This window comes from Thermodesulfovibrio yellowstonii DSM 11347 (assembly GCF_000020985.1).
Taxonomy (GTDB): Bacteria; Nitrospirota; Thermodesulfovibrionia; order Thermodesulfovibrionales; family Thermodesulfovibrionaceae; genus Thermodesulfovibrio; species Thermodesulfovibrio yellowstonii.
This window is the reverse complement of the sequence record NC_011296.1, coordinates 1,302,515-1,321,057: the sequence shown is the minus strand read 5'-3', so window position 1 is coordinate 1,321,057 and position 18,543 is coordinate 1,302,515. Positions and strand designations below refer to the sequence as shown.

Sequence of the window (18,543 nt, the reverse complement as noted above, 5' to 3'; positions counted from 1 at the left end):
TCTTATATTATAAGTTATAGATGCCACCGTAGCTCAGCGGGTAGAGCAGCTGATTTGTAATCAGCGGGTCGGGGGTTCGAGTCCCTTCGGTGGCTTGCATTGCTTGAAAATAAAAAGATATAATATTGAAGCGGAGGGGTACCCGAGTGGCCAAAGGGGACAGGCTGTAAACCTGTTGGCGTCAGCCTTCGAAGGTTCGAATCCTTCCCCCTCCATATATGCGGGAATAGCTCAGCGGTAGAGCGTCAGCCTTCCAAGCTGAGGGTCGCGGGTTCAAATCCCGTTTCCCGCTTTTTTATGCCCATGTAGCTCAGTCGGCAGAGCACGTCCTTGGTAAGGACGAGGCCACCGGTTCGATCCCGGTCATGGGCTTTAGATGAAAGAACAATAAAAGTTTAAGGAGAATTTTAAGGAGGAAGATAATGGGAAAGGCAAAATTTGAGAGGAAGAAGCCGCATGTAAATGTAGGGACGATAGGGCATATTGATCATGGCAAGACCACGCTTACAGCAGCGATAACGAAGTATTTGGAATTGAAGGGTATGGCGCAGTATAGGAGTTATGATCAGATAGACAATGCACCTGAGGAGAAGGCGAGGGGGATAACGATAAACACAGCGCATGTAGAGTATGAGACAGACAAGAGGCATTATGCGCATGTAGACTGTCCTGGTCATGCAGACTATATAAAGAACATGATAACAGGAGCAGCGCAAATGGATGGTTCAATATTAGTAGTAGCAGCGAATGATGGACCCATGCCACAGACAAGAGAGCACATACTGCTTGCGAGGCAGGTAGGAGTGCCATACATAGTAGTATTTATGAACAAGACAGACATGGTAGATGATCCAGAGTTATTGGACTTAGTAGAGCTTGAAGTAAGGGAATTATTGAGCAAGTATGGATTTCCAGGTGATGAGATACCAATCATAAAGGGGTCAGCATTGAAAGCATTAGAAAGTAGCAGCAAAGACCCCAATGCAGAAGAGTATAAGCCGATACAGGAATTATTGGATGCATTAGACAGCTACATACCAGAGCCTGAAAGGCCAATAGACAAGCCATTTTTAATGCCTATAGAAGATGTATTTACAATATCAGGTAGAGGAACAGTAGTAACAGGGAGAGTAGAAAGAGGAATAATCAAAGTAGGAGACGAAGTAGAGATAGTGGGATTAAGGGAGACCCGTAAGACAGTAGCGACAGGAGTAGAGATGTTTCGTAAGATACTGGATGAAGGAAGAGCAGGAGACAACATAGGAGTGTTATTAAGGGGAATAGGCAAAGATGAAGTAGAGAGAGGGATGGTATTAGCAAAGCCTGGGAGCATAACCCCGCATACGAAGTTTAAGGCAGAAGTATACGTATTGACAAAGGAAGAGGGAGGAAGGCATACACCATTTTTCAATGGATACAGGCCACAGTTTTATTTTAGGACAACGGATGTGACAGGAGTGATAAAGTTACCAGATGGAGTAGAGATGGTAATGCCAGGTGACAATGTGAATTTAAGTGTAGAGTTGATAGCACCGATAGCGATGGAAGAGGGATTAAGATTTGCGATAAGAGAAGGTGGAAGAACAGTAGGTGCAGGTGTTGTTACAGAGGTGCTGGAGTAAAAGATGAGAGATATAATACTGCTTCAGTGTACTGAGTGTAAAAGTAAGAATTATTCAACAACCAAGAATAAGAAAACTACGCCTGATAAATTGCAGTTAAAAAAATATTGCAGGCACTGTAGAAGACATACATTACATAAAGAAACAAAAGCATAAGAATAGGCCAGTAGCTCTAACGGATAGAGCACCGGACTCCAAATCCGGGGGATGGGGGTTCAAATCCCTCCTGGCCTGTTCATTATGTTTTTTGAGGTGAACAATGATAGCAAGGCTTAAAAATTTTTTTAATGAAGTAAAAATAGAAGCAAAAAAAGTTAACTATCCTAAAAAAGATGAAGTAATAGCTTCTACATGGGTAGTTATTGTTACAGTAGTTTTAATTTCATTTTTTCTCGGTTTAATAGACCTTGTACTATCAAGAATTATAAGTGCATTTATTGGGTGAAAAATATGGCAAAACAATGGTATGTTGTGCATACGATGTCAGGTTTTGAAGAAAAAGTAAAGGCTTCAATTGAAGAAAGAGTTAAGACAAAAGGACTTGAAGATAAAATTTCAAGAATTTTGATTCCAACTGAAAAGATAATTGAAGTCAAAGGTAAAAAGAAAAAAGAACAAGAAAAGAAATTTTATCCTGGATATATTCTTGTAGAAATGGAACTTAATGACGATACATGGCATTTAATAAGCACGACTCAACGGGTGACAGGGTTTGTTGGCGGTAAAAAACCTGCACCTATCCCTCAAGAAGAGGTTGAGATGATTCTTCAGCAACTGGAAAAAGGCAGAGCTCCTCAAATAAAAGCTCATTTTGAAAAAGGAGAGACTGTTAGAATTACTGATGGTCCATTTACTAATTTTACAGGATATATTGATGAAGTAGACTCTGAACATGAAAGAGTTAAAGTTATGGTAAGTATCTTTGGCAGACAAACGCCTGTAGAACTGGCTTTTTCACAGGTTGAAAAGGTTTAAAGGAGGAATAAAATATGGCAAAAAAAGAAGTAACAGCACAAGTAAAACTTGTTATACCAGCAGGTAAAGCAAATCCTGCACCACCTGTAGGTCCTGCACTTGGTCCGCACGGCATTAATATTATGGAATTTTGTAAGCAATTTAATGCTCAGACACAAAATATGGGAGATACTCTTATCCCTGTTGTATTAACTATCTATAAGGATAGGTCATTCACTTTTATACTTAAAACTCCTCCAGCATCTGAACTTATTAAAAAAGCTGCTGGAATAATAAAAGGTTCTGGTGCAACAGGCAAGGAAAAAGTAGGTTCTCTTACAATGAAGCAGGTAGAAGAGATAGCAAAAACAAAATTGCCTGATTTAAATACAAAATCGCTGGAAGCTGCTATGAAAATGATAATTGGTACAGCAAAAAGCATGGGTGTGGAGATAAGGGGGTAAAATAAATGGGAAAGAAATTGGTTGCAGTAAAAGAAAAAATTGATCTTCAAAAAGAATACACCTTTGATGAAGCGATAGATATTTTAAAAGAAAATAGTTTCACAAAGTTTGATGAAACAGTGGAAATGTCAATAAATTTAGGAATTGATCCCAGAAAATCTGATCAAGTTGTGAGAAACACCGTTGTTCTTCCTCATGGAACAGGTAAGGAAGTGAGAGTTTTAGTTTTTGCTAAGGGGGAAAAAGAAAAGGAGGCAAGAGAGGCAGGAGCTGACTATGTTGGAGCTGAAGATTTGATTGAGAAAATTCAGCAAGGTTGGCTTGAATTTGATAGAGCCATTGCAACGCCTGACATGATGGGACAAGTTGGTAAGCTTGGTAAAATCCTCGGACCGAGAGGGTTAATGCCTAATCCTAAGCTTGGTACAGTGACTTTTGACATAGGTAAAGCAGTTAAAGAAGCAAAAGCAGGTAAAATTGAATATAGAAACGATAAAGGTGGAGTTGTTCATGTTCCAATAGGCAAACTTTCTTTTGACAGAGAAAAGCTCATTGAAAATGCTATAGCAGTTCTTAAATCAGTTATAAAGGCAAAACCACCGACATCAAAAGGAAAATATATTAAGAAAGTATCTATATCTTCTACAATGGGACCTGGTTTGAAAATAGATATATCAAAGCTGAAATTTTAAAACAGGCTTTGCCTGTTATTAATAATCTGAGACAGCAGGTGCCAGATGGCTTAATGATTGTTCGCCTGCCGAGATTGAACGGATTGAACAATATAAACTATCATATTGCACTGCTGTCCAAGAAAGGAGGTATAATCTGAGCACTACAAAAGAAACAAAGAAAAAAAGGGTTGAAGAGCTTGTTGAAAGGCTATCTAAGTCCAAGTCTTTTATTTTGACTAATTTTCAGGGGCTTACTGTAGCTGAAATTTCAGAGTTAAGACAAACAATGAAAGACTCTGGAGCAGAGTATAAGGTTTGTAAAAATACTCTTTTCAGGATAGCATTGGGAGATGCTGCTTTTAAAGAACAACTGGAAAGCTCTTTAAAAGGATGTACTGGTGTGGTTTTTGGTTATGATGACCCTGTTGTGACAGTTAAAAGGGCAATTGAGTATTCTGAAAAAAATGAAAAATTTAAATTAAAACAAGGTGTTGTTGAAGGCAAGGTTTATTCACCAGCAGAACTTAAAGAGATTTCAAAACTACCTTCAAAGCATGTTTTACTTGGAATGCTTGTTGGTGGCATGAGTTCTCCATTGTCAAAGATGGCATGTGCACTTCAGGCAGTAAATCTTAAACTTCTTTACGCATTAGAAGCATTAAAAAATAAAAAAGCTTAATAAAAGGAGGAAAAGTTATGGCAATTACAAAAGAAGAGGTTTTTCAGTTTTTTGATAATCTTACAATCTTAGAACTGAGTCAATTTATTAAAGAATTTGAAGAAAGATATGGTGTAACAGCAGCCGCTCCTGTAGCAGTTGCAGCAGCACCAGGAGCACCAGCAGCTCAGGCAGCACCAGCAGCAGAAGAGAAAACAAGTTTTGATGTAATCTTAAAGGCAGCAGGAGATAAGAAGATTCAGGTCATTAAAGTAGTAAGAGAACTCACAGGACTTGGACTTAAAGAGGCTAAAGACTTAGTTGATGGTGCGCCAAAACCAGTGAAGACAGGCGTGTCTAAAGAGGAAGCTGATACAATTAAGTCAAAACTTGAAGCAGAAGGTGCTACAGTAGAAATACAGTAAAAATAAAATAATTTTAATAGAGAAGGAGAACTATGATAAAGCCTTTAAGAGAGAGAATAAACTTTGGAAAGGTGCCTCCACTTGTGGAGGTGCCTTATCTTTTAGAGTTTCAGAGAAAATCTTTTGATAAGTTTCTTCAAAAAGATATTCCACCAGAGGAAAGAGCCGATGAGGGTCTTCAGTCTGCTTTAAACAGTGTTTTTCCTATAAGTGATTACAACGGAACAACTACAATAGAATTTATTTCATACTCAGTTGGAGAACCAAAATTAACTCCCTATGAATGCATGGTTAAGGGTCTTACTTATTCAGTCCCAATAAAAATGAAAGTTCGGTTAAATATATGGGACAAAGATGAAGAAGGGAGAAAGTTTCTTAAAGAATCCAGAGAACAAGAAGTTTTTCTTGGCGACCTTCCCATGATGACTGAGACAGGGAGCTTTATAATAAATGGAGTTGAAAGAGTTATTGTAAGTCAGTTGCACAGATCCCCTGGTGTTTATTTTGCACCTGATAGAAGTAAAAGCAGAATAAGTGGAAGATTTCTTTATTCAGCAAGGATTATACCTGTTAGAGGCTCATGGCTTGATTTTGAGTTTGATTCAAAAGACCTTCTTTATGTAAGAATTGATAAAAGGAAAAAACTTCCAGCCACAATTGTTCTTAAGGCACTTGGATATACAAATGAAGATTTATTAAGAATTTTCTATCCCATAGAAGAAATAAGAATTAAAGATGAAACCACCTATACAAGAGTTGTGAGTGATATATTGACAGGAGTTAGAACAAAAGTTGACATCTGCAGTGCTGATGGGAAAGATATCATAGTAAAAGAAGGAAGTAAGATTACAAGATACTCACTAAAGAAAATGAAAGAACTTGGAATTCAGGAAATACCAATTTCTAAAAGTGAAATAATAGGCAGGATAACTCTTTCAGATATTGTTGACCCTGAAACAGGTGAAGTAATAGTTGATAGTAATAAAGAGATTACAGAAGAATCCTTTCATAGAATTATATCTGCCAGAATTCAAAAATTAGAACTGCTTTTCATAGATAATATTAACTATCTTCCATCTTTACGTGAAACATTGCTAACTGACAAAGTTGAGAATAAAAAGCATGCCTTAAGAGAAATATATAAGAAATTGAGGCCTGGAGAACCAGCTACTGAAGAAGCAGCTGAAGAACTTTTTTATGGTTTGTTTTTTGATCCTAAAAGATATGACCTTTCTTCTGTAGGAAGACTTAAATTAAATCAAAAATTAGGACTTGATATTCCTCTTGATGTTAGGGTTCTTACTGACAAAGATATTATTGAAATTGTTAAATATTTACTCAATCTCAGAACAGGCAAGGGAGAGGTTGATGATATTGATCATCTTGGGAACAGAAGAGTAAGAGGAGTTGGTGAACTCTTAGAAAACCAGTTCCGCATCGGATTAGTAAGAATGGAAAGGGCAATCAGAGAGAAAATGACCATAACAGATGTTGAGACAGCAATGCCCCATGATGTAATAAATACAAAACCTGTAATGGCAGCTGTCAAAGAGTTTTTCAGCACCAGCCAGTTAAGTCAATTTATGGATCAGACTAATCCACTAAGCGAAATTACACACAAAAGAAGATTGAGTGCTCTTGGACCAGGAGGACTTACCCGCGAAAGAGCAGGATTTGAGGTCAGAGACGTTCATCCAACTCATTATGGAAGAATATGTCCTATTGAGACTCCAGAAGGACCCAATATCGGTCTAATAACTTCTCTTGCAACTTATGCAAGAATCAATGATTTTGGTTTTATAGAATCTCCTTACAGAAAAGTTGTTAATGGAAAAGTGACAAATGATGTGCATTTTTTAAGCGCTCTTGAAAGTGAAAACTATGTTATTGCAGAAGCAACAACTCCTGTTGATGAAGAGGGAAATATTATCGGAGAGACTGTTTCAGCACGGGTTAAGGGTGATTTTAAAATGGTATCCCGCGAGGAAGTAGAATACATGGATGTATCTCCGAAACAGATAGTTAGCTTATCTGCTTCTTTAATTCCATTTCTTGAAAACGATGATGCAAACAGAGCTTTAATGGGATCAAATATGCAGAGACAGGCTGTCCCTTTAATTCATACAGAAGCTCCTATAGTTGGAACAGGAATGGAATTGTATGCAGCAAGAGACTCAGGTTGGCTTGTGGTTGCAAAGAGAGCAGGAATAGTAGAAAATGTTGATTCAAGAAGAATTGTTATAAGAGTTACTGAAGAAGGTGGAGGAGTTGATATATACAATCTTGTGAAGTTTCATAAATCCAATCAAGGCACATGCATGACTCAAAAGCCTATTGTTAAAGTGGGACAGACAGTAGAAAGAGGAACAATCCTTGCTGATGGTCCTTGCATGGACAATGGTGAATTGGCTCTTGGCAGAAATGTTCTTGTTGCTTTTATGCCATGGGGTGGATATAACTTTGAGGATGCTATACTGGTCAGTGAGAGACTTGTCAAAGAGGATGTTTATACTTCCATTCACATAGACGAATTTGAGATTGAATGCAGAGATACAAAACTCGGTCCAGAGGAGATTACAAGAGAAATTCCAAATGTTAATGAAGAACTGTTAAAAAATCTTGATGAAGATGGAATTATAAGAATAGGTGCAAAGGTAAAAGCTGGAGATATTCTTGTTGGAAAAGTAACACCTAAAGGAGAAAGGGTTCTTACTCCTGAAGAAAAACTTTTATATGCAATATTTGGTGAGAAGGCAGAAGATGTTAAGGAAAGCTGTCTTTATGTTCCACCAGGTATTGAGGGAGTTGTTATTGATGTAAAAATTCTAACAAGAAAGGGTAAAGAAAAATCCAGAAGAGCAAATGCTATAGAAGAAGAAGAAATAAAAAGAATAGAAAGAGATAGAGAAGATGAAATCAGGATTCTTAAAGAGACAAAGGCAAGTAGAATCAGAAAAATTCTTAAAGGTAAGATTATACTTGAAGATGTAAAAAAAGGTGAAAAGATAATATGTCCTAAAGGAAAAGCACTTACAGAAAAAGTTGTTAATCTCCTTGATGTAAATCAACTGCTCAAACTTAAAGTAGAAGACCCTGATGTTAAAGCGGAAGTAAGCAGAGTTAACAAGGAGGTGGAACAGAATATAAAACAGATTTATGCAAAATACAATGAAAAAATTGAAAGAATTAAAAAAGGCGATGAACTTCCACCAGGTGTTAATCAAATAGTTAAAGTTTACATTGCTATGAAAAGAAAAATACAAGTTGGAGACAAAATGGCAGGCAGACACGGAAATAAGGGCGTTGTTTCCATGATTCTACCTGAAGAGGACATGCCGTATCTTGAAGATGGAACACCTGTTGATATAGTACTTAATCCTCTTGGAGTTCCTTCAAGAATGAATGTGGGACAGATTCTTGAGACTCATTTAGGTCTTGCTGCAAAGGCTCTTGGTCTTTATGTTGCAAGCCCTGTTTTTGAAGGTGCAAAAGAGGATGAAATAAAGGAAATGTTCAGAAAAGTTGGCTACCCAACAACAGGACAGGTAACGCTTTATGATGGAAAAACAGGAGAACCCTTTGAAAGACCTGTTACAGTCGGATATATGTATATGCTTAAGTTACATCATCTTGTGGCAGACAAAATTCATGCTCGTTCCATAGGTCCTTATTCCTTGGTAACCCAGCAACCTCTTGGAGGAAAGGCACAGTTTGGAGGACAGAGGCTTGGTGAGATGGAAGTATGGGCATTGGAAGCATATGGAGCAGCATATACGCTTCAGGAATTTTTAACTGTAAAAAGTGATGATATAACAGGTAGAACACGTATGTATGAAGCTATTGTTAAAGGACATCCTGTATTGGAGCCAGGAGTTCCTGAATCATTTAATGTTTTAATAAAAGAGCTCCAGAGTTTATGTCTTGATGTAGATCTTCTGGAGAAAAAGAAAAAAGTTGAACGGTTTCAATGATTTTAATATTTTAAAATAGGGGGTATAAGCCTTGACAGAAGATATTTATTCACTTTTTCAAAAACCTAAAAATCCGAGAGATTTTGATGCTATAAGAATAAAGCTTGCTTCGCCTGAAAAGATAAGGGAATGGTCATATGGAGAAGTAAAGAAGCCTGAAACAATCAATTATAGAACATTTAAGCCAGAACCAGAAGGGCTTTTTTGTGCTAAAATTTTTGGTCCTATAAAAGATTGGGAATGTTTGTGTGGTAAATATAAACGAATGAAGCATAAAGGTGTTATATGTGACAAATGCGGAGTTGAGGTAATTCAGAGTAAAGTAAGAAGAGAAAGAATGGGGCATATTGAACTTGCTGCACCGGTAGCACATATATGGTTTGTCAGAGGAGTCCCAAGTAAAATGGGATTACTGCTTGACCTTTCTGTTAGACAGCTTGAGAGAGTTATTTACTATGAAGACTATATTGTTATAGACCCAGGAGATACACCTTTAAAGGAAAAAGATATTCTCACAGAAGATGAATACAAGAAATGTATTTCTCAGTACGGAAACAAATTCAAAGCAGGCATGGGAGCAGAAGCTGTAAGAGAACTTCTTAAAAAAATTGATCTTGATATAGTTGCACAAGAACTTAAAGAAAAAATAGAAGCTGCAACTTCCACAGGTATTAAAAGAAAGCTTACAAAAAGACTTAAAGTTATTGAAGCATTTAAAAATTCAGGAAATCGTCCTGAATGGATGATTCTTGATATTGTTCCAGTTCTTCCACCAGAACTAAGACCTCTTGTTCCCCTTGATGGCGGAAGATTTGCTTCTTCGGATTTAAATGACCTTTACAGAAGAGTTATAAACAGAAATAACAGACTTAAAAGACTCATGGAACTTAAAGCTCCAAGTGTAATTATCAGAAATGAAAAAAGAATGCTTCAGGAATCAGTTGACACGCTTTTTGATAATACAAAACGTTCCAAAGCTTTAAAAGCAGGAACTCGCAGACCCCTTAAATCTTTAAGCGACATGATAAAGGGTAAGCAGGGAAGGTTCAGACAGAATCTTCTTGGTAAAAGGGTTGATTATTCTGGTAGGTCAGTTATTGTAGTTGGTCCTGAACTTGATATGCATCAATGTGGATTGCCTAAGTCTATGGCACTGGAACTATTTAAACCATTTGTTTTTAATAAGCTTGAAGAAAAAGGATATGCAACAACAATAAAACAGGCAAAAAGACTTGTTGAACAAGAACGTTCAGAAGTCTGGGATGCCCTTGAAGAAGTAATTCAGGAACATCCTGTTTTGCTTAACCGTGCACCAACTCTTCATAGGCTTGGAATTCAAGCTTTTGACCCTGTTCTTGTAGAAGGAAAAGCAATAAAACTTCATCCTCTTGTATGCACAGCCTTTAATGCAGATTTTGATGGTGATCAGATGGCGGTTCATGTTCCTCTTTCATATGAAGCTCAAGTTGAAGCAAGAGTATTGATGATGTCTGTTGGAAATCTTCTCTCTCCTGCTAATGGAAAACCGATAGTTGTTCCAACACAGGATATGGTTCTTGGAATTTACTATCTTACAAAAGAAAAGCACGATGCAAAGGGAGCGGGCAAAGTTTTTTCAGACCCTGAAGAAGTTATTCTTGCCTATCAGTGCAAAGCTGTAGAAAAACATGCTCCTATAAAGGTCAAGCTGAACGGAGAGTTTGTAAATACTACAGTAGGAAGAATTTTATTCAGAGAAATTGTTCCAGAAGGTGTTCCATTTCAGATGATTAATAAAGAACTGACAAAAAAAGAACTTGGCAAACTGATTGAATATATTCATTATAATTTTGGAAAAAGAGATACAGTTTTATTTTTGAATAAACTTGAAAAGTTAGGTTTTGAAGTTGCTACCCAGTCAGGTATTTCCATATGTATTGATGATATGCATATACCTTCAAAGAAGACTGAATTGATTAAAGAAGCAGAAGCTCAAGTAATGGAAGTCCAGAGACAGTATGCTGAAGGATTGATTACACAGGGTGAAAGATACAATAAAGTCATAGATATCTGGGCAAATGTGACAGAAAGAGTTGCTGATGAGATGATGAAAGAACTTGGAGCAGAAAGAGGTAAAGAGTTTACTCCAGAAGAACTTGCAGAGAGAAGGTCTTTTAATAGCATATTTATGATGGCTGACTCTGGTGCTCGTGGTAGTATTGCACAGATTAGACAGCTTGCTGGTATGAGAGGACTTATGGCAAAGCCATCTGGCGAAATTATAGAAACCCCAATTACAGCTAATTTTAGAGAAGGACTTACTCCACTGCAATACTTTATATCCACACATGGTGCCCGAAAAGGTCTGGCAGATACAGCTTTAAAAACAGCAAATGCTGGATATCTAACAAGAAGACTTGTTGATGTTGCACAGGACATATTTCTTATAGAACATGATTGTGGAACAAAAGACGGGATATATATTACAGCCCTTATAGAAGGTGGAGAAATAGTAATGCCTCTTGAAGAAAGGATATATGGAAGAACACTGGCAGAAGACATAAAAGATCCACTTACAGGCGAAATAATCGCAAAAAGGGATACTGTAATAGACCAGGCACTTGCTAAGAAGATTGTAGATTCAGGAATTGATAGATTAAAAATTCGTTCAGTGCTTACATGTAGAACAAAATTTGGTGTTTGCTCAAAATGTTATGGAATGGATCTTGCCAGAAGTGAACCTGTTGAAATAGGAGAAGCAATTGGAGTTATTGCTGCGCAGTCTATTGGAGAACCAGGTACACAGCTCACAATGAGAACATTTCATATCGGAGGAGCAGCTACAAAGATAGTTGAACAGGCTGTGCTTGAGGCTAAGGGTTCAGGAACAGTAAGATTTAAAAATATCCATTATGTAGAAAGAAAAGATGGTTCTCTTGTTGTTCTTAATAGAAATGCTATGATTGTTATCACAGATTCTTCTGGAAGGGAGAGGGAAAAATATAATCTCGTATACGGAGCTAAAATTATTGTTAAAGAAGGACAGATTGTTGAATCAGGTCAGAGACTGGCTGAGTGGGATGCTTATACAACACCGATTATTACTGAAATAGGTGGTAAAATAGCTCTTGGTGATATGGTAGAAGGAGTAACATTTAAGGAAGAAACTGATCCAACAACGGGTCTTTCACACAAAATAATAATTGATTATCCAGCAACTTATAGACCCCGTGTTACGATAAAAGATAAGGATGGTAAAACAGCAAAACTTCCTTCAGGAACAGCTGCAAGATATCTTCTGCCAGCAGGTGCAATTTTGGTAGTTGATAAAGGAGATATTGTAGAACCAGGAGATATTTTAGCAAAAATCCCAAGAGAAACAATTAAAACAAAGGATATAACAGGTGGACTTCCAAGAGTAGCAGAACTTTTTGAAGCAAGAAGACCCAGAGAAGCAGCTATTGTCAGTGAAATAGATGGAATAGTTGAGTTTAAAGGAAGCCAGAAGGGCTCAAGAGTTATAGTTGTTAGAGGAGCTGATGAAACAAGAGAGTATCTTATTCCAAAAGGTAAACATGTCATAGTTCATGATGGAGATTGGGTGAAAGCAGGCGAACCTTTGATAGATGGTTCTATTAATCCGCACAGTATACTTGAGATATTAGGTCCGACAGAACTACAAAGATATCTTGTGGATGAAATTCAGAAAGTTTACAGACTTCAGGGAGTTTCAATACATGATAAACATATTGAGGTTATTGTCAGACAAATGATGAAAAAAGTAAGAATAGAAGACCCTGGTGATACATCTTTTCTGATAGGTGATGAGGTTGATAGATTTATATTTATTGAGGAAAATGAGAAAGTTATAGCTCGTGGAGGTAGACCTGCTCAGGCAAGACCTCTTTTACTTGGAATTACTAAGGCAGCTCTTTCAACTGAATCTTGGGTATCGGCAGCTTCATTCCAGGAAACTACAAGGGTTCTTACTGATGCAGCAATTGAGGCAAGGATTGATGAATTAAGAGGATTAAAAGAGAATGTGATAATGGGAAGAATTATTCCAGCTGGAACAGGTTCTCCAGTATATAAAGATACATTGATAAAAGGTGAGTTTTACAGTATGCAGATAGAGCATTTCAGCGAAGAAAGTATTGAAGAAAATTGAGTATTCTTCCGCGTTTTGTAGCAGATGTAATGCTTGGAAGCCTGAGCCGATGGCTCAGGCTTTTTGGTTTTGATACTCTATACAGAAATGATTTTACAGACAGGGAATTAATAAAAATCTCTCTACAGGAAGATAGAATAGTATTGACCAGAGATAATGCTCTTGCTATGTCAAGATTATTAAAAAAAGTTTTACTAATTCAATCCGAAACTATTAAGGAACAGATTAAAGAAGTGCTATCTACAATTCCGATTTCATTTGATTTATTGAGTCTTAGACCAAGATGTCCTGTTTGTAATGGAGAAACAGAAAGTATTATGAAAGAAAAACTTAAAGGAGAAATACCTGATTATGTTGCGTTTTCCAATCAGGAGTTTATGATTTGTAAAGCCTGTGGCAAAATTTACTGGCACGGAACTCATAAGGACAGAATAGACAAAATAAAAAAGGAAATTTTAAAAAAGCTAAAATAACGTATGTTCCTTTTTGAAAATTCTTAAAATTCTCATTGCAGTTGGAATTACCTGATTTTCAATATAATAATTAATATCAATTTTTGATGCATCAGCAAGTTCTACAGGATATGCTCTTTCACTTATAGAGCCAGAACCTTTTTGAATTATATAACCTATAACACTTCCTTCACCTACAGGAATTCCTTTTTCAATAAGTTTTTTAGCAGCTATCACATGGGGTGAGATTAATTTATACTCTGAAATAGGCTTTGAAAGCTGTTCATACACAACAAGGTCTTTAAAGTCGTAGTTGTTTTCCTGTAAAGCTTTAATTCTTTCATTAAGATGTTTAAAAGCTCCTTCAATGTTTTCATCAATTAGACAGAACTTCAGTATTTCTTGTTGTGTCTGTCTTGCATATCTGCATAAATCTCTTCTTACAATTTCAAGCCCTCTTATTTTAAGCCTTCCATTTTCATCAAGTAGAGCATATCTTTTTTTGGCAACTCCACCTGCTTCTCTTGGAACAAAAAGTCCTTTAACATAAAAATCTTCAAGGTCAAGCCTCATAAGACCTGGTAAACTCTGATTTATTTCTTTAATAAACTGTTTAATTTCTTCTTTCTTGTCTCCAATTTTCAAAAAGGCTGAATCTGTATCTCCATATATTGCATGAAATCCTTTTTGCTCAGCTTTTTTTAAGACTTCTTTAATCCAGTATCTTCCGAGTGCTGTAATCGACTCAGCACATTCCTTTGAATACCATCTGCTTGCAGGATATGCATAATAACCATAGGAAGCATTTATAATTGTTTTCAGAGCTCTTTGTTTTGTATCAAGAAGGATATATTCATGAGATAGTGGATCAAGTTTTTTTAACTCCTTTTTAAGTTTAAGTCTTTCAATTAAAAGTTCTTCAATTGCTTGAGATTCAAAACCTTTTTTATTTTTACAAAACCAGTAAGGAAATTCTGGAATTTTATATCCATTATCTTTACAGCAACTACAGTTGAGAGTCTCAATTGAGATGTTGTATGTTGCAATTATTGATGGATAAAGAGATGCGAAGTCAACAACAACAATTCCTTTATGAAGTCCTACCTCTGGTTCTTTTACAAATCCTCCTTCATATGTAGCTTTTTGCCGTTCTTTTATCTCATCAAACTTTGGTTGATTTGGAATCACCCTGTTTTGCTGTTTGGACTTTTTAATGTAATACCATTCAACAAGCTGACTGTAAGGCATCCTTGATGTATCAAAAAGTGATTGTCCTGTAATTTTTGTCAGTTCTTCAATATCTGGCAAAAGCATCTTCGTAAGTTCATAGACAAGTTCACTGTCTTTTAGACAGTATCTTGCAAGTTTGTCAAGTTCATGACCTTTATCCCATGCTTGAAGTATGTCTTCATATTCCATGTCAAGTTTTGTATCTCCAAGAAGTTCATGTGATACATTTTTCAATGTCAGTTGTTCACTCTGAAGCATAGGTGAAAGAATATTGAAGACAAAGTTAAATATATCAATATGAACTCTACCAATGAGTCTTGCAGTTGTAAATCTTGCTCTTTTTGAGAGAGTTATTCCAGAGTTATCCCTTGAAAGAATACTGATGTCAACTTTAAGTTGTTTTGCTCTTTCTCTCAAAATAGGCATATCATAGAGATCTGTGTTATAACCAGCAATTATATCAGGGTCATAGTCTTGAACAATCTCAAGAAAGCTTTTTATAAGTTCTTTTTCGTCATTGACAACATTAGAGTCAACAGTATATTTTGCTTCCTGATAAGTGATTACTTTTGATAATCCTTCTCCAAACACTGAAATCATGACAATTGAAGGAGTTCCTCTCTGAACCTCAAGAACTTCCATATCAAAGGCGAGAATTTTAAGTTTTGGTGGAGGTATTTCAACTTTTTTAATTGATTTAATTTGATTCCCTTTGGTTTCTATTTCAAACCAATTAAGACAGGACAGTCCCTTTTCTGCAAGATAGGTTCTATATGCAGAAATTTGATACTCAAACTCATCAATTATAGAACCAGAGCCTCCTCTTTTTTCTTCAAGAACTTTTATTGCATCCCTTATTTTCTGCATATCCTGATGTCTTTTTGCATAAATTTTTATAAACTCTTTCTCTTCGCCATGAAGTATGCGCCTGTCTTCTGTTATTTCAGTAACTGGAAGGGAATTTTTCTTTACAATTTCCTCAATTTCTTTGATAGCCTTTTTTTTATCTATGGGAAGCACAAAAAAATAAGGTCTATATGAAGAATCTATAAATTTTTCACATTTTCCATTTTCTAATATTCCGAAAAGAAGAATGCCTTCTTGAGAATCATCTATGTCCAATAGATAAAATAACATCTTTATATAATTATACATAAAAATAAAGATTGCATATCCATTCCTATTTTTGTTATAAAATAATTAGACAGGCTTCCTGCCCTGTCCGTGATGGAAGGGAAAGGGGATCCGGCAGTTAGGTCCGTTAGGGAGCCAGCGTAGGTAGCGGTGTGCATGCCTCTTCGGAGGAAGCCTAACCTGCCTACAAGGCACCCACCTGTCCGAGGGGGATCTAACTTTCCTTATCACACGGCAGGGCGGGGTTATGATGATGTTGTAGATTTTTGAGATAGATGTAAAAATAGTTTAATTTTTAAAATAGCACTTTCATAAACTTTTTTATAAAAAACTGTCTCTATCCACATCATCATAACCCCAGCAAGCCTTTTAAATAAATTTCTTGGAGGTATCTTAATGGAGTTTTTATATATTTTTATTGCAATTATCTTCGGTGCTGTTGCTGGATATGGAGTTTATCTTTTCCATAGGAGCAGGCTTAAAGAGGAAAAGATAAAAATTCATGAAGAAGCTCAAAAAATTCTTGAAGATGCAAAAAAGGAAGCAGAGACAGTAAAAAAAGAAGCACATCTTTCAGCAAAAGAAGTCATATACCAATTAAAATTTGAAGCAGAAAAAGAAATAAAGGAAAAAACAAAGGAGATTAATTATCAGGAAAAAAGGCTAAGACAGAAGGAAGAGCTTTTAGACCGAAAAATTGAGCAGGTAGAAAAAAGGGAGATTGAACTAAATAAAAGAGAAAAAGAGATAGTTTCAAAGGAAAGAATTTTACAGGAAAAAGAAAATCATTATAATAAGCTTATTTCGGAACAACAACAGCTTCTTGAAAAAATAGCAGGAATGAAAGAAGAAGAAGCAAAACAGGAACTTTTCAAAAAAGTAGAACAGGAAACTCGTTTTGAGGCGGCCAGACTTATTAAAAGGATAGAAGATGAGGTTAAACAGGAAGCAGACAAAAAAGCGAAAGAAATACTAAGTTTGGCAGTACAGAGATATGCAAGTGATTATGTTGTTGATGCTACTGTTACAGCGGTAAGTCTTCCAAATGATGAAATGAAAGGAAGAATAATAGGCAGAGAGGGCAGAAACATAAGAGCTTTTGAATCATTAACAGGTGTTGACCTTGTTGTTGATGATACACCAGAACTTGTTATTCTTTCCTCTTTTGATCCAATAAAGAGAGAGATTGCAAGAATGGCACTGGAAAGATTAATTGTTGATGGAAGAATTCATCCAGCAAGAATAGAAGAAGTTGTGGAAAAGGCTCGTAGAGATGTAGATATTGCCATAAGGGATGAAGGAGAAAAAGCAGTATTTGAACTTGGACTGAGCGGAATTCACCCAGAGATTATAAAACTTATAGGCAGGTTAAAATATAGAACCTCTTACGGACAGAATGTTTTACAACACTCAAAAGAAGTAGCATGGCTTAGTGGAATTATGGCAGGTGAACTCAGAGTTAATGTAAAGCTTGCCAAGAGAGCAGGACTTCTGCATGATATAGGAAAAGCAGTTGACCATGAAATGGAAGGCTCTCATCAGGAAATAGGTGCTATGCTTGCAAAAAAATATGGTGAAGGCGAAGAAGTTATAAATGCAATTCTCAGTCATCATGAAGATGTGGAGTTTAGTTGTGTTGAGTCCGCATTGGTTGCGGCAGCAGATGCTCTTTCTGCAGCTCGTCCTGGGGTAAGAAGAGAAACCATAGAAAGTTATATTAAGAGACTTACAAAACTTGAAGAACTTGCCATGTCTTTTCAGGGAGTTCAAAACTGTTATGCAATTCAGGCAGGAAGAGAAGTTAGACTTATTGTAAGACCTGATATTGTAACTGATGAAGAATGTGCTTTTATTGCAAGAGAATTAAGTAGAAGGATAGAAAAGGAGTTAAGTTATCCTGGACAGATTAAAGTAACTGTAATAAGAGAGTCAAGATTCATAGAATATGCAAAGTAATGATACAGTTAATTTTCTCTTTATAGGAGATATTGTTGGTAAAGCAGGAAGACAGATTGTCAAATCACTTCTTCCAAAATTAATTGATCAATATAAAGTTGAGTTAGTCATAGCAAATGGAGAAAATGCAGCAGGAGGATTTGGAATAACAGAAAGAGTTGCAGAGGAACTTTTTTCTTATGGTATAGATATAATTACAACAGGTAATCATGTATGGGATAAAAAGGAAGCCATTCCTTATATTGCAAAAGAATCAAGAATACTGAGACCTGTAAATTATCCTGAGGGTGTTCCTGGAACAGGAAGTCTTTTAATGAAAACAAGAAAAAATAATCTTGTTGGTATAATCAATGTTTCTGGTAGAATTTTTATGAATGTTCTTGATTGTCCCTTTAGAATCACAAAAAAAGAGGTTGAAAGAATCAAAAAGGAGACTAATGTAATTTTAATAGATTTTCACGCAGAGGCTACATCAGAAAAAATAGCATTTGCCATTTATTTAGATGGTCAGGTAAGTGCAATAATAGGAACTCATACCCATGTTCAGACAGCAGATGAAAAAATTTTACCAAAAGGCACTGCCTATATAACTGATGTAGGGATGACTGGTCCCGAACATTCTGTTATTGGATTTAGAGAAGATGAAGTTATAGAAAAATTTCTTTATCAATTGCCCAAGAAATTTGATGTTCCTGCAAGACCTTCTATCCTATCAGCAGTTTATATTGAAGTGGAGTCTTCCACAGGACTGGCAAAAAAAATAGAAAGATTAATGCTTAGCCAAAGTTAGATTTAGAATTTTTTATAGTTTCCAAAAAATTTTTTATTCTTGTATCAGTTTACAAATATTCTTTTT

14 protein-coding genes, 5 tRNA genes and 1 other RNA gene are annotated in these 18,543 nt (G+C 36.1%); 19 read left to right on the top strand and 1 reads right to left on the bottom strand.

Going from position 1 to position 18,543, the window contains the following annotated elements; genetic code table 11:
- The first annotated feature begins 22 nt into the window (after window positions 1-22).
- The 16 genes from THEYE_RS06720 to THEYE_RS06645 all read left to right on the top strand — a co-directional run bounded on the left by THEYE_RS06720 (window position 23) and on the right by THEYE_RS06645 (window position 13,388).
- Window positions 23-95 (top strand) — tRNA-Thr (locus THEYE_RS06720).
- A 37-nt stretch (window positions 96-132) separates the two neighbouring features.
- Window positions 133-215 (top strand) — tRNA-Tyr (locus tag THEYE_RS06715).
- A 5-nt stretch (window positions 216-220) separates the two neighbouring features.
- Window positions 221-292: transfer RNA gene (locus tag THEYE_RS06710), tRNA-Gly, on the top strand.
- Window positions 293-299: 7 nt separating this feature from the next.
- A tRNA-Thr gene (locus tag THEYE_RS06705) sits at window positions 300-372 on the top strand.
- Window positions 373-422: 50 nt separating this feature from the next.
- Window positions 423-1,622 carry an elongation factor Tu gene (gene tuf / locus THEYE_RS06700; RefSeq protein WP_012545401.1) on the top strand — a complete coding sequence of 400 codons (1,200 nt, stop codon included), beginning with the start codon at window positions 423-425 and terminating at the stop codon, window positions 1,620-1,622.
- A 3-nt stretch (window positions 1,623-1,625) separates the two neighbouring features.
- Window positions 1,626-1,778: a 50S ribosomal protein L33 gene (gene rpmG, locus THEYE_RS06695; RefSeq protein WP_084205613.1), complete on the top strand. Its 153-nt coding sequence runs from the start codon at window positions 1,626-1,628 to the stop codon at window positions 1,776-1,778.
- 4 nt (window positions 1,779-1,782) lie between these two features.
- A tRNA-Trp gene (locus THEYE_RS06690) sits at window positions 1,783-1,856 on the top strand.
- Between the two features lie 25 nt (window positions 1,857-1,881).
- A complete protein-coding gene (gene secE, locus THEYE_RS06685; protein ID WP_012545907.1) occupies window positions 1,882-2,067 on the top strand; it encodes a preprotein translocase subunit SecE in 186 nt (61 codons plus the stop codon).
- Window positions 2,068-2,072: 5 nt separating this feature from the next.
- Window positions 2,073-2,597 carry a transcription termination/antitermination protein NusG gene (nusG, locus tag THEYE_RS06680; protein WP_012546677.1) on the top strand — a complete coding sequence of 175 codons (525 nt, stop codon included), beginning with the start codon at window positions 2,073-2,075 and terminating at the stop codon, window positions 2,595-2,597.
- A gap of 14 nt (window positions 2,598-2,611) precedes the next feature.
- Window positions 2,612-3,040 carry a 50S ribosomal protein L11 gene (gene rplK / locus THEYE_RS06675; protein WP_012546433.1) on the top strand — a complete coding sequence of 143 codons (429 nt, stop codon included), beginning with the start codon at window positions 2,612-2,614 and terminating at the stop codon, window positions 3,038-3,040.
- A gap of 5 nt (window positions 3,041-3,045) precedes the next feature.
- On the top strand, window positions 3,046-3,732 hold the full coding sequence (rplA, locus tag THEYE_RS06670; protein WP_012545797.1) for a 50S ribosomal protein L1: 687 nt from the start codon (window positions 3,046-3,048) through the stop codon (window positions 3,730-3,732).
- A 73-nt stretch (window positions 3,733-3,805) separates the two neighbouring features.
- Entirely contained in the window at window positions 3,806-4,393 is a 588-nt protein-coding gene (gene rplJ / locus THEYE_RS06665; RefSeq protein ID WP_164924917.1) for a 50S ribosomal protein L10, read from the top strand.
- Window positions 4,394-4,410: 17 nt separating this feature from the next.
- Complete coding sequence (rplL, locus tag THEYE_RS06660) at window positions 4,411-4,797, top strand: 50S ribosomal protein L7/L12 (protein WP_012546672.1); 387 nt, start codon at window positions 4,411-4,413, stop codon at window positions 4,795-4,797.
- 32 nt (window positions 4,798-4,829) lie between these two features.
- Window positions 4,830-8,768, top strand: a complete 3,939-nt coding sequence (rpoB, locus tag THEYE_RS06655) for a DNA-directed RNA polymerase subunit beta (protein WP_012546627.1) — start codon at window positions 4,830-4,832, stop codon at window positions 8,766-8,768.
- Between the two features lie 31 nt (window positions 8,769-8,799).
- Entirely contained in the window at window positions 8,800-12,915 is a 4,116-nt protein-coding gene (gene rpoC, locus THEYE_RS06650; protein WP_012546248.1) for a DNA-directed RNA polymerase subunit beta', read from the top strand.
- Window positions 12,912-13,388, top strand: a complete 477-nt coding sequence (locus tag THEYE_RS06645) for a Mut7-C RNAse domain-containing protein (protein ID WP_012545624.1) — start codon at window positions 12,912-12,914, stop codon at window positions 13,386-13,388. Before rpoC ends, THEYE_RS06645 begins: the two co-directional genes overlap by 4 nt.
- Here the strand turns inward: THEYE_RS06645 and THEYE_RS06640 are convergent.
- On the bottom strand, window positions 13,380-15,719 hold the full coding sequence (locus THEYE_RS06640; protein ID WP_012546245.1) for a DNA-directed DNA polymerase: 2,340 nt from the start codon (window positions 15,717-15,719) through the stop codon (window positions 13,380-13,382). The two genes, THEYE_RS06645 and THEYE_RS06640, sit on opposite strands and share 9 nt — an antisense overlap.
- A gap of 85 nt (window positions 15,720-15,804) precedes the next feature.
- Between THEYE_RS06640 and ssrS the strand changes: the two genes are divergently transcribed.
- From ssrS to THEYE_RS06625, 3 genes are all read left to right on the top strand, one after another.
- A non-coding RNA gene (gene ssrS, locus THEYE_RS06635) (6S RNA) lies at window positions 15,805-15,981 on the top strand.
- 146 nt (window positions 15,982-16,127) lie between these two features.
- Window positions 16,128-17,687, top strand: coding sequence for a ribonuclease Y (gene rny, locus THEYE_RS06630; protein WP_012546866.1), 1,560 nt, complete (start codon window positions 16,128-16,130; stop codon window positions 17,685-17,687).
- A complete protein-coding gene (locus THEYE_RS06625) occupies window positions 17,677-18,477 on the top strand; it encodes a TIGR00282 family metallophosphoesterase (protein WP_012545500.1) in 801 nt (266 codons plus the stop codon). The genes rny and THEYE_RS06625 overlap by 11 nt, the downstream gene beginning before the upstream one ends.
- Window positions 18,478-18,543 lie beyond the last annotated feature (66 nt).

Excerpts from the sequence above, each read along its gene's own strand:
- tuf (WP_012545401.1), top strand. The coding sequence starts at position 423 with ATGGGAAAGGCAAAATTTGAGAGGAAGAAGCCGCATGTAAATGTAGGG.
- rpmG (WP_084205613.1), top strand. The coding sequence starts at position 1,626 with ATGAGAGATATAATACTGCTTCAGTGTACTGAGTGTAAAAGTAAGAAT.
- secE (WP_012545907.1), top strand. The coding sequence starts at position 1,882 with ATGATAGCAAGGCTTAAAAATTTTTTTAATGAAGTAAAAATAGAAGCA.
- nusG (WP_012546677.1), top strand. The coding sequence starts at position 2,073 with ATGGCAAAACAATGGTATGTTGTGCATACGATGTCAGGTTTTGAAGAA.
- rplK (WP_012546433.1), top strand. The coding sequence starts at position 2,612 with ATGGCAAAAAAAGAAGTAACAGCACAAGTAAAACTTGTTATACCAGCA.
- rplA (WP_012545797.1), top strand. The coding sequence starts at position 3,046 with ATGGGAAAGAAATTGGTTGCAGTAAAAGAAAAAATTGATCTTCAAAAA.
- rplL (WP_012546672.1), top strand. The coding sequence starts at position 4,411 with ATGGCAATTACAAAAGAAGAGGTTTTTCAGTTTTTTGATAATCTTACA.
- rpoB (WP_012546627.1), top strand. The coding sequence starts at position 4,830 with ATGATAAAGCCTTTAAGAGAGAGAATAAACTTTGGAAAGGTGCCTCCA.
- rny (WP_012546866.1), top strand. The coding sequence starts at position 16,128 with ATGGAGTTTTTATATATTTTTATTGCAATTATCTTCGGTGCTGTTGCT.
- THEYE_RS06625 (WP_012545500.1), top strand. The coding sequence starts at position 17,677 with ATGCAAAGTAATGATACAGTTAATTTTCTCTTTATAGGAGATATTGTT.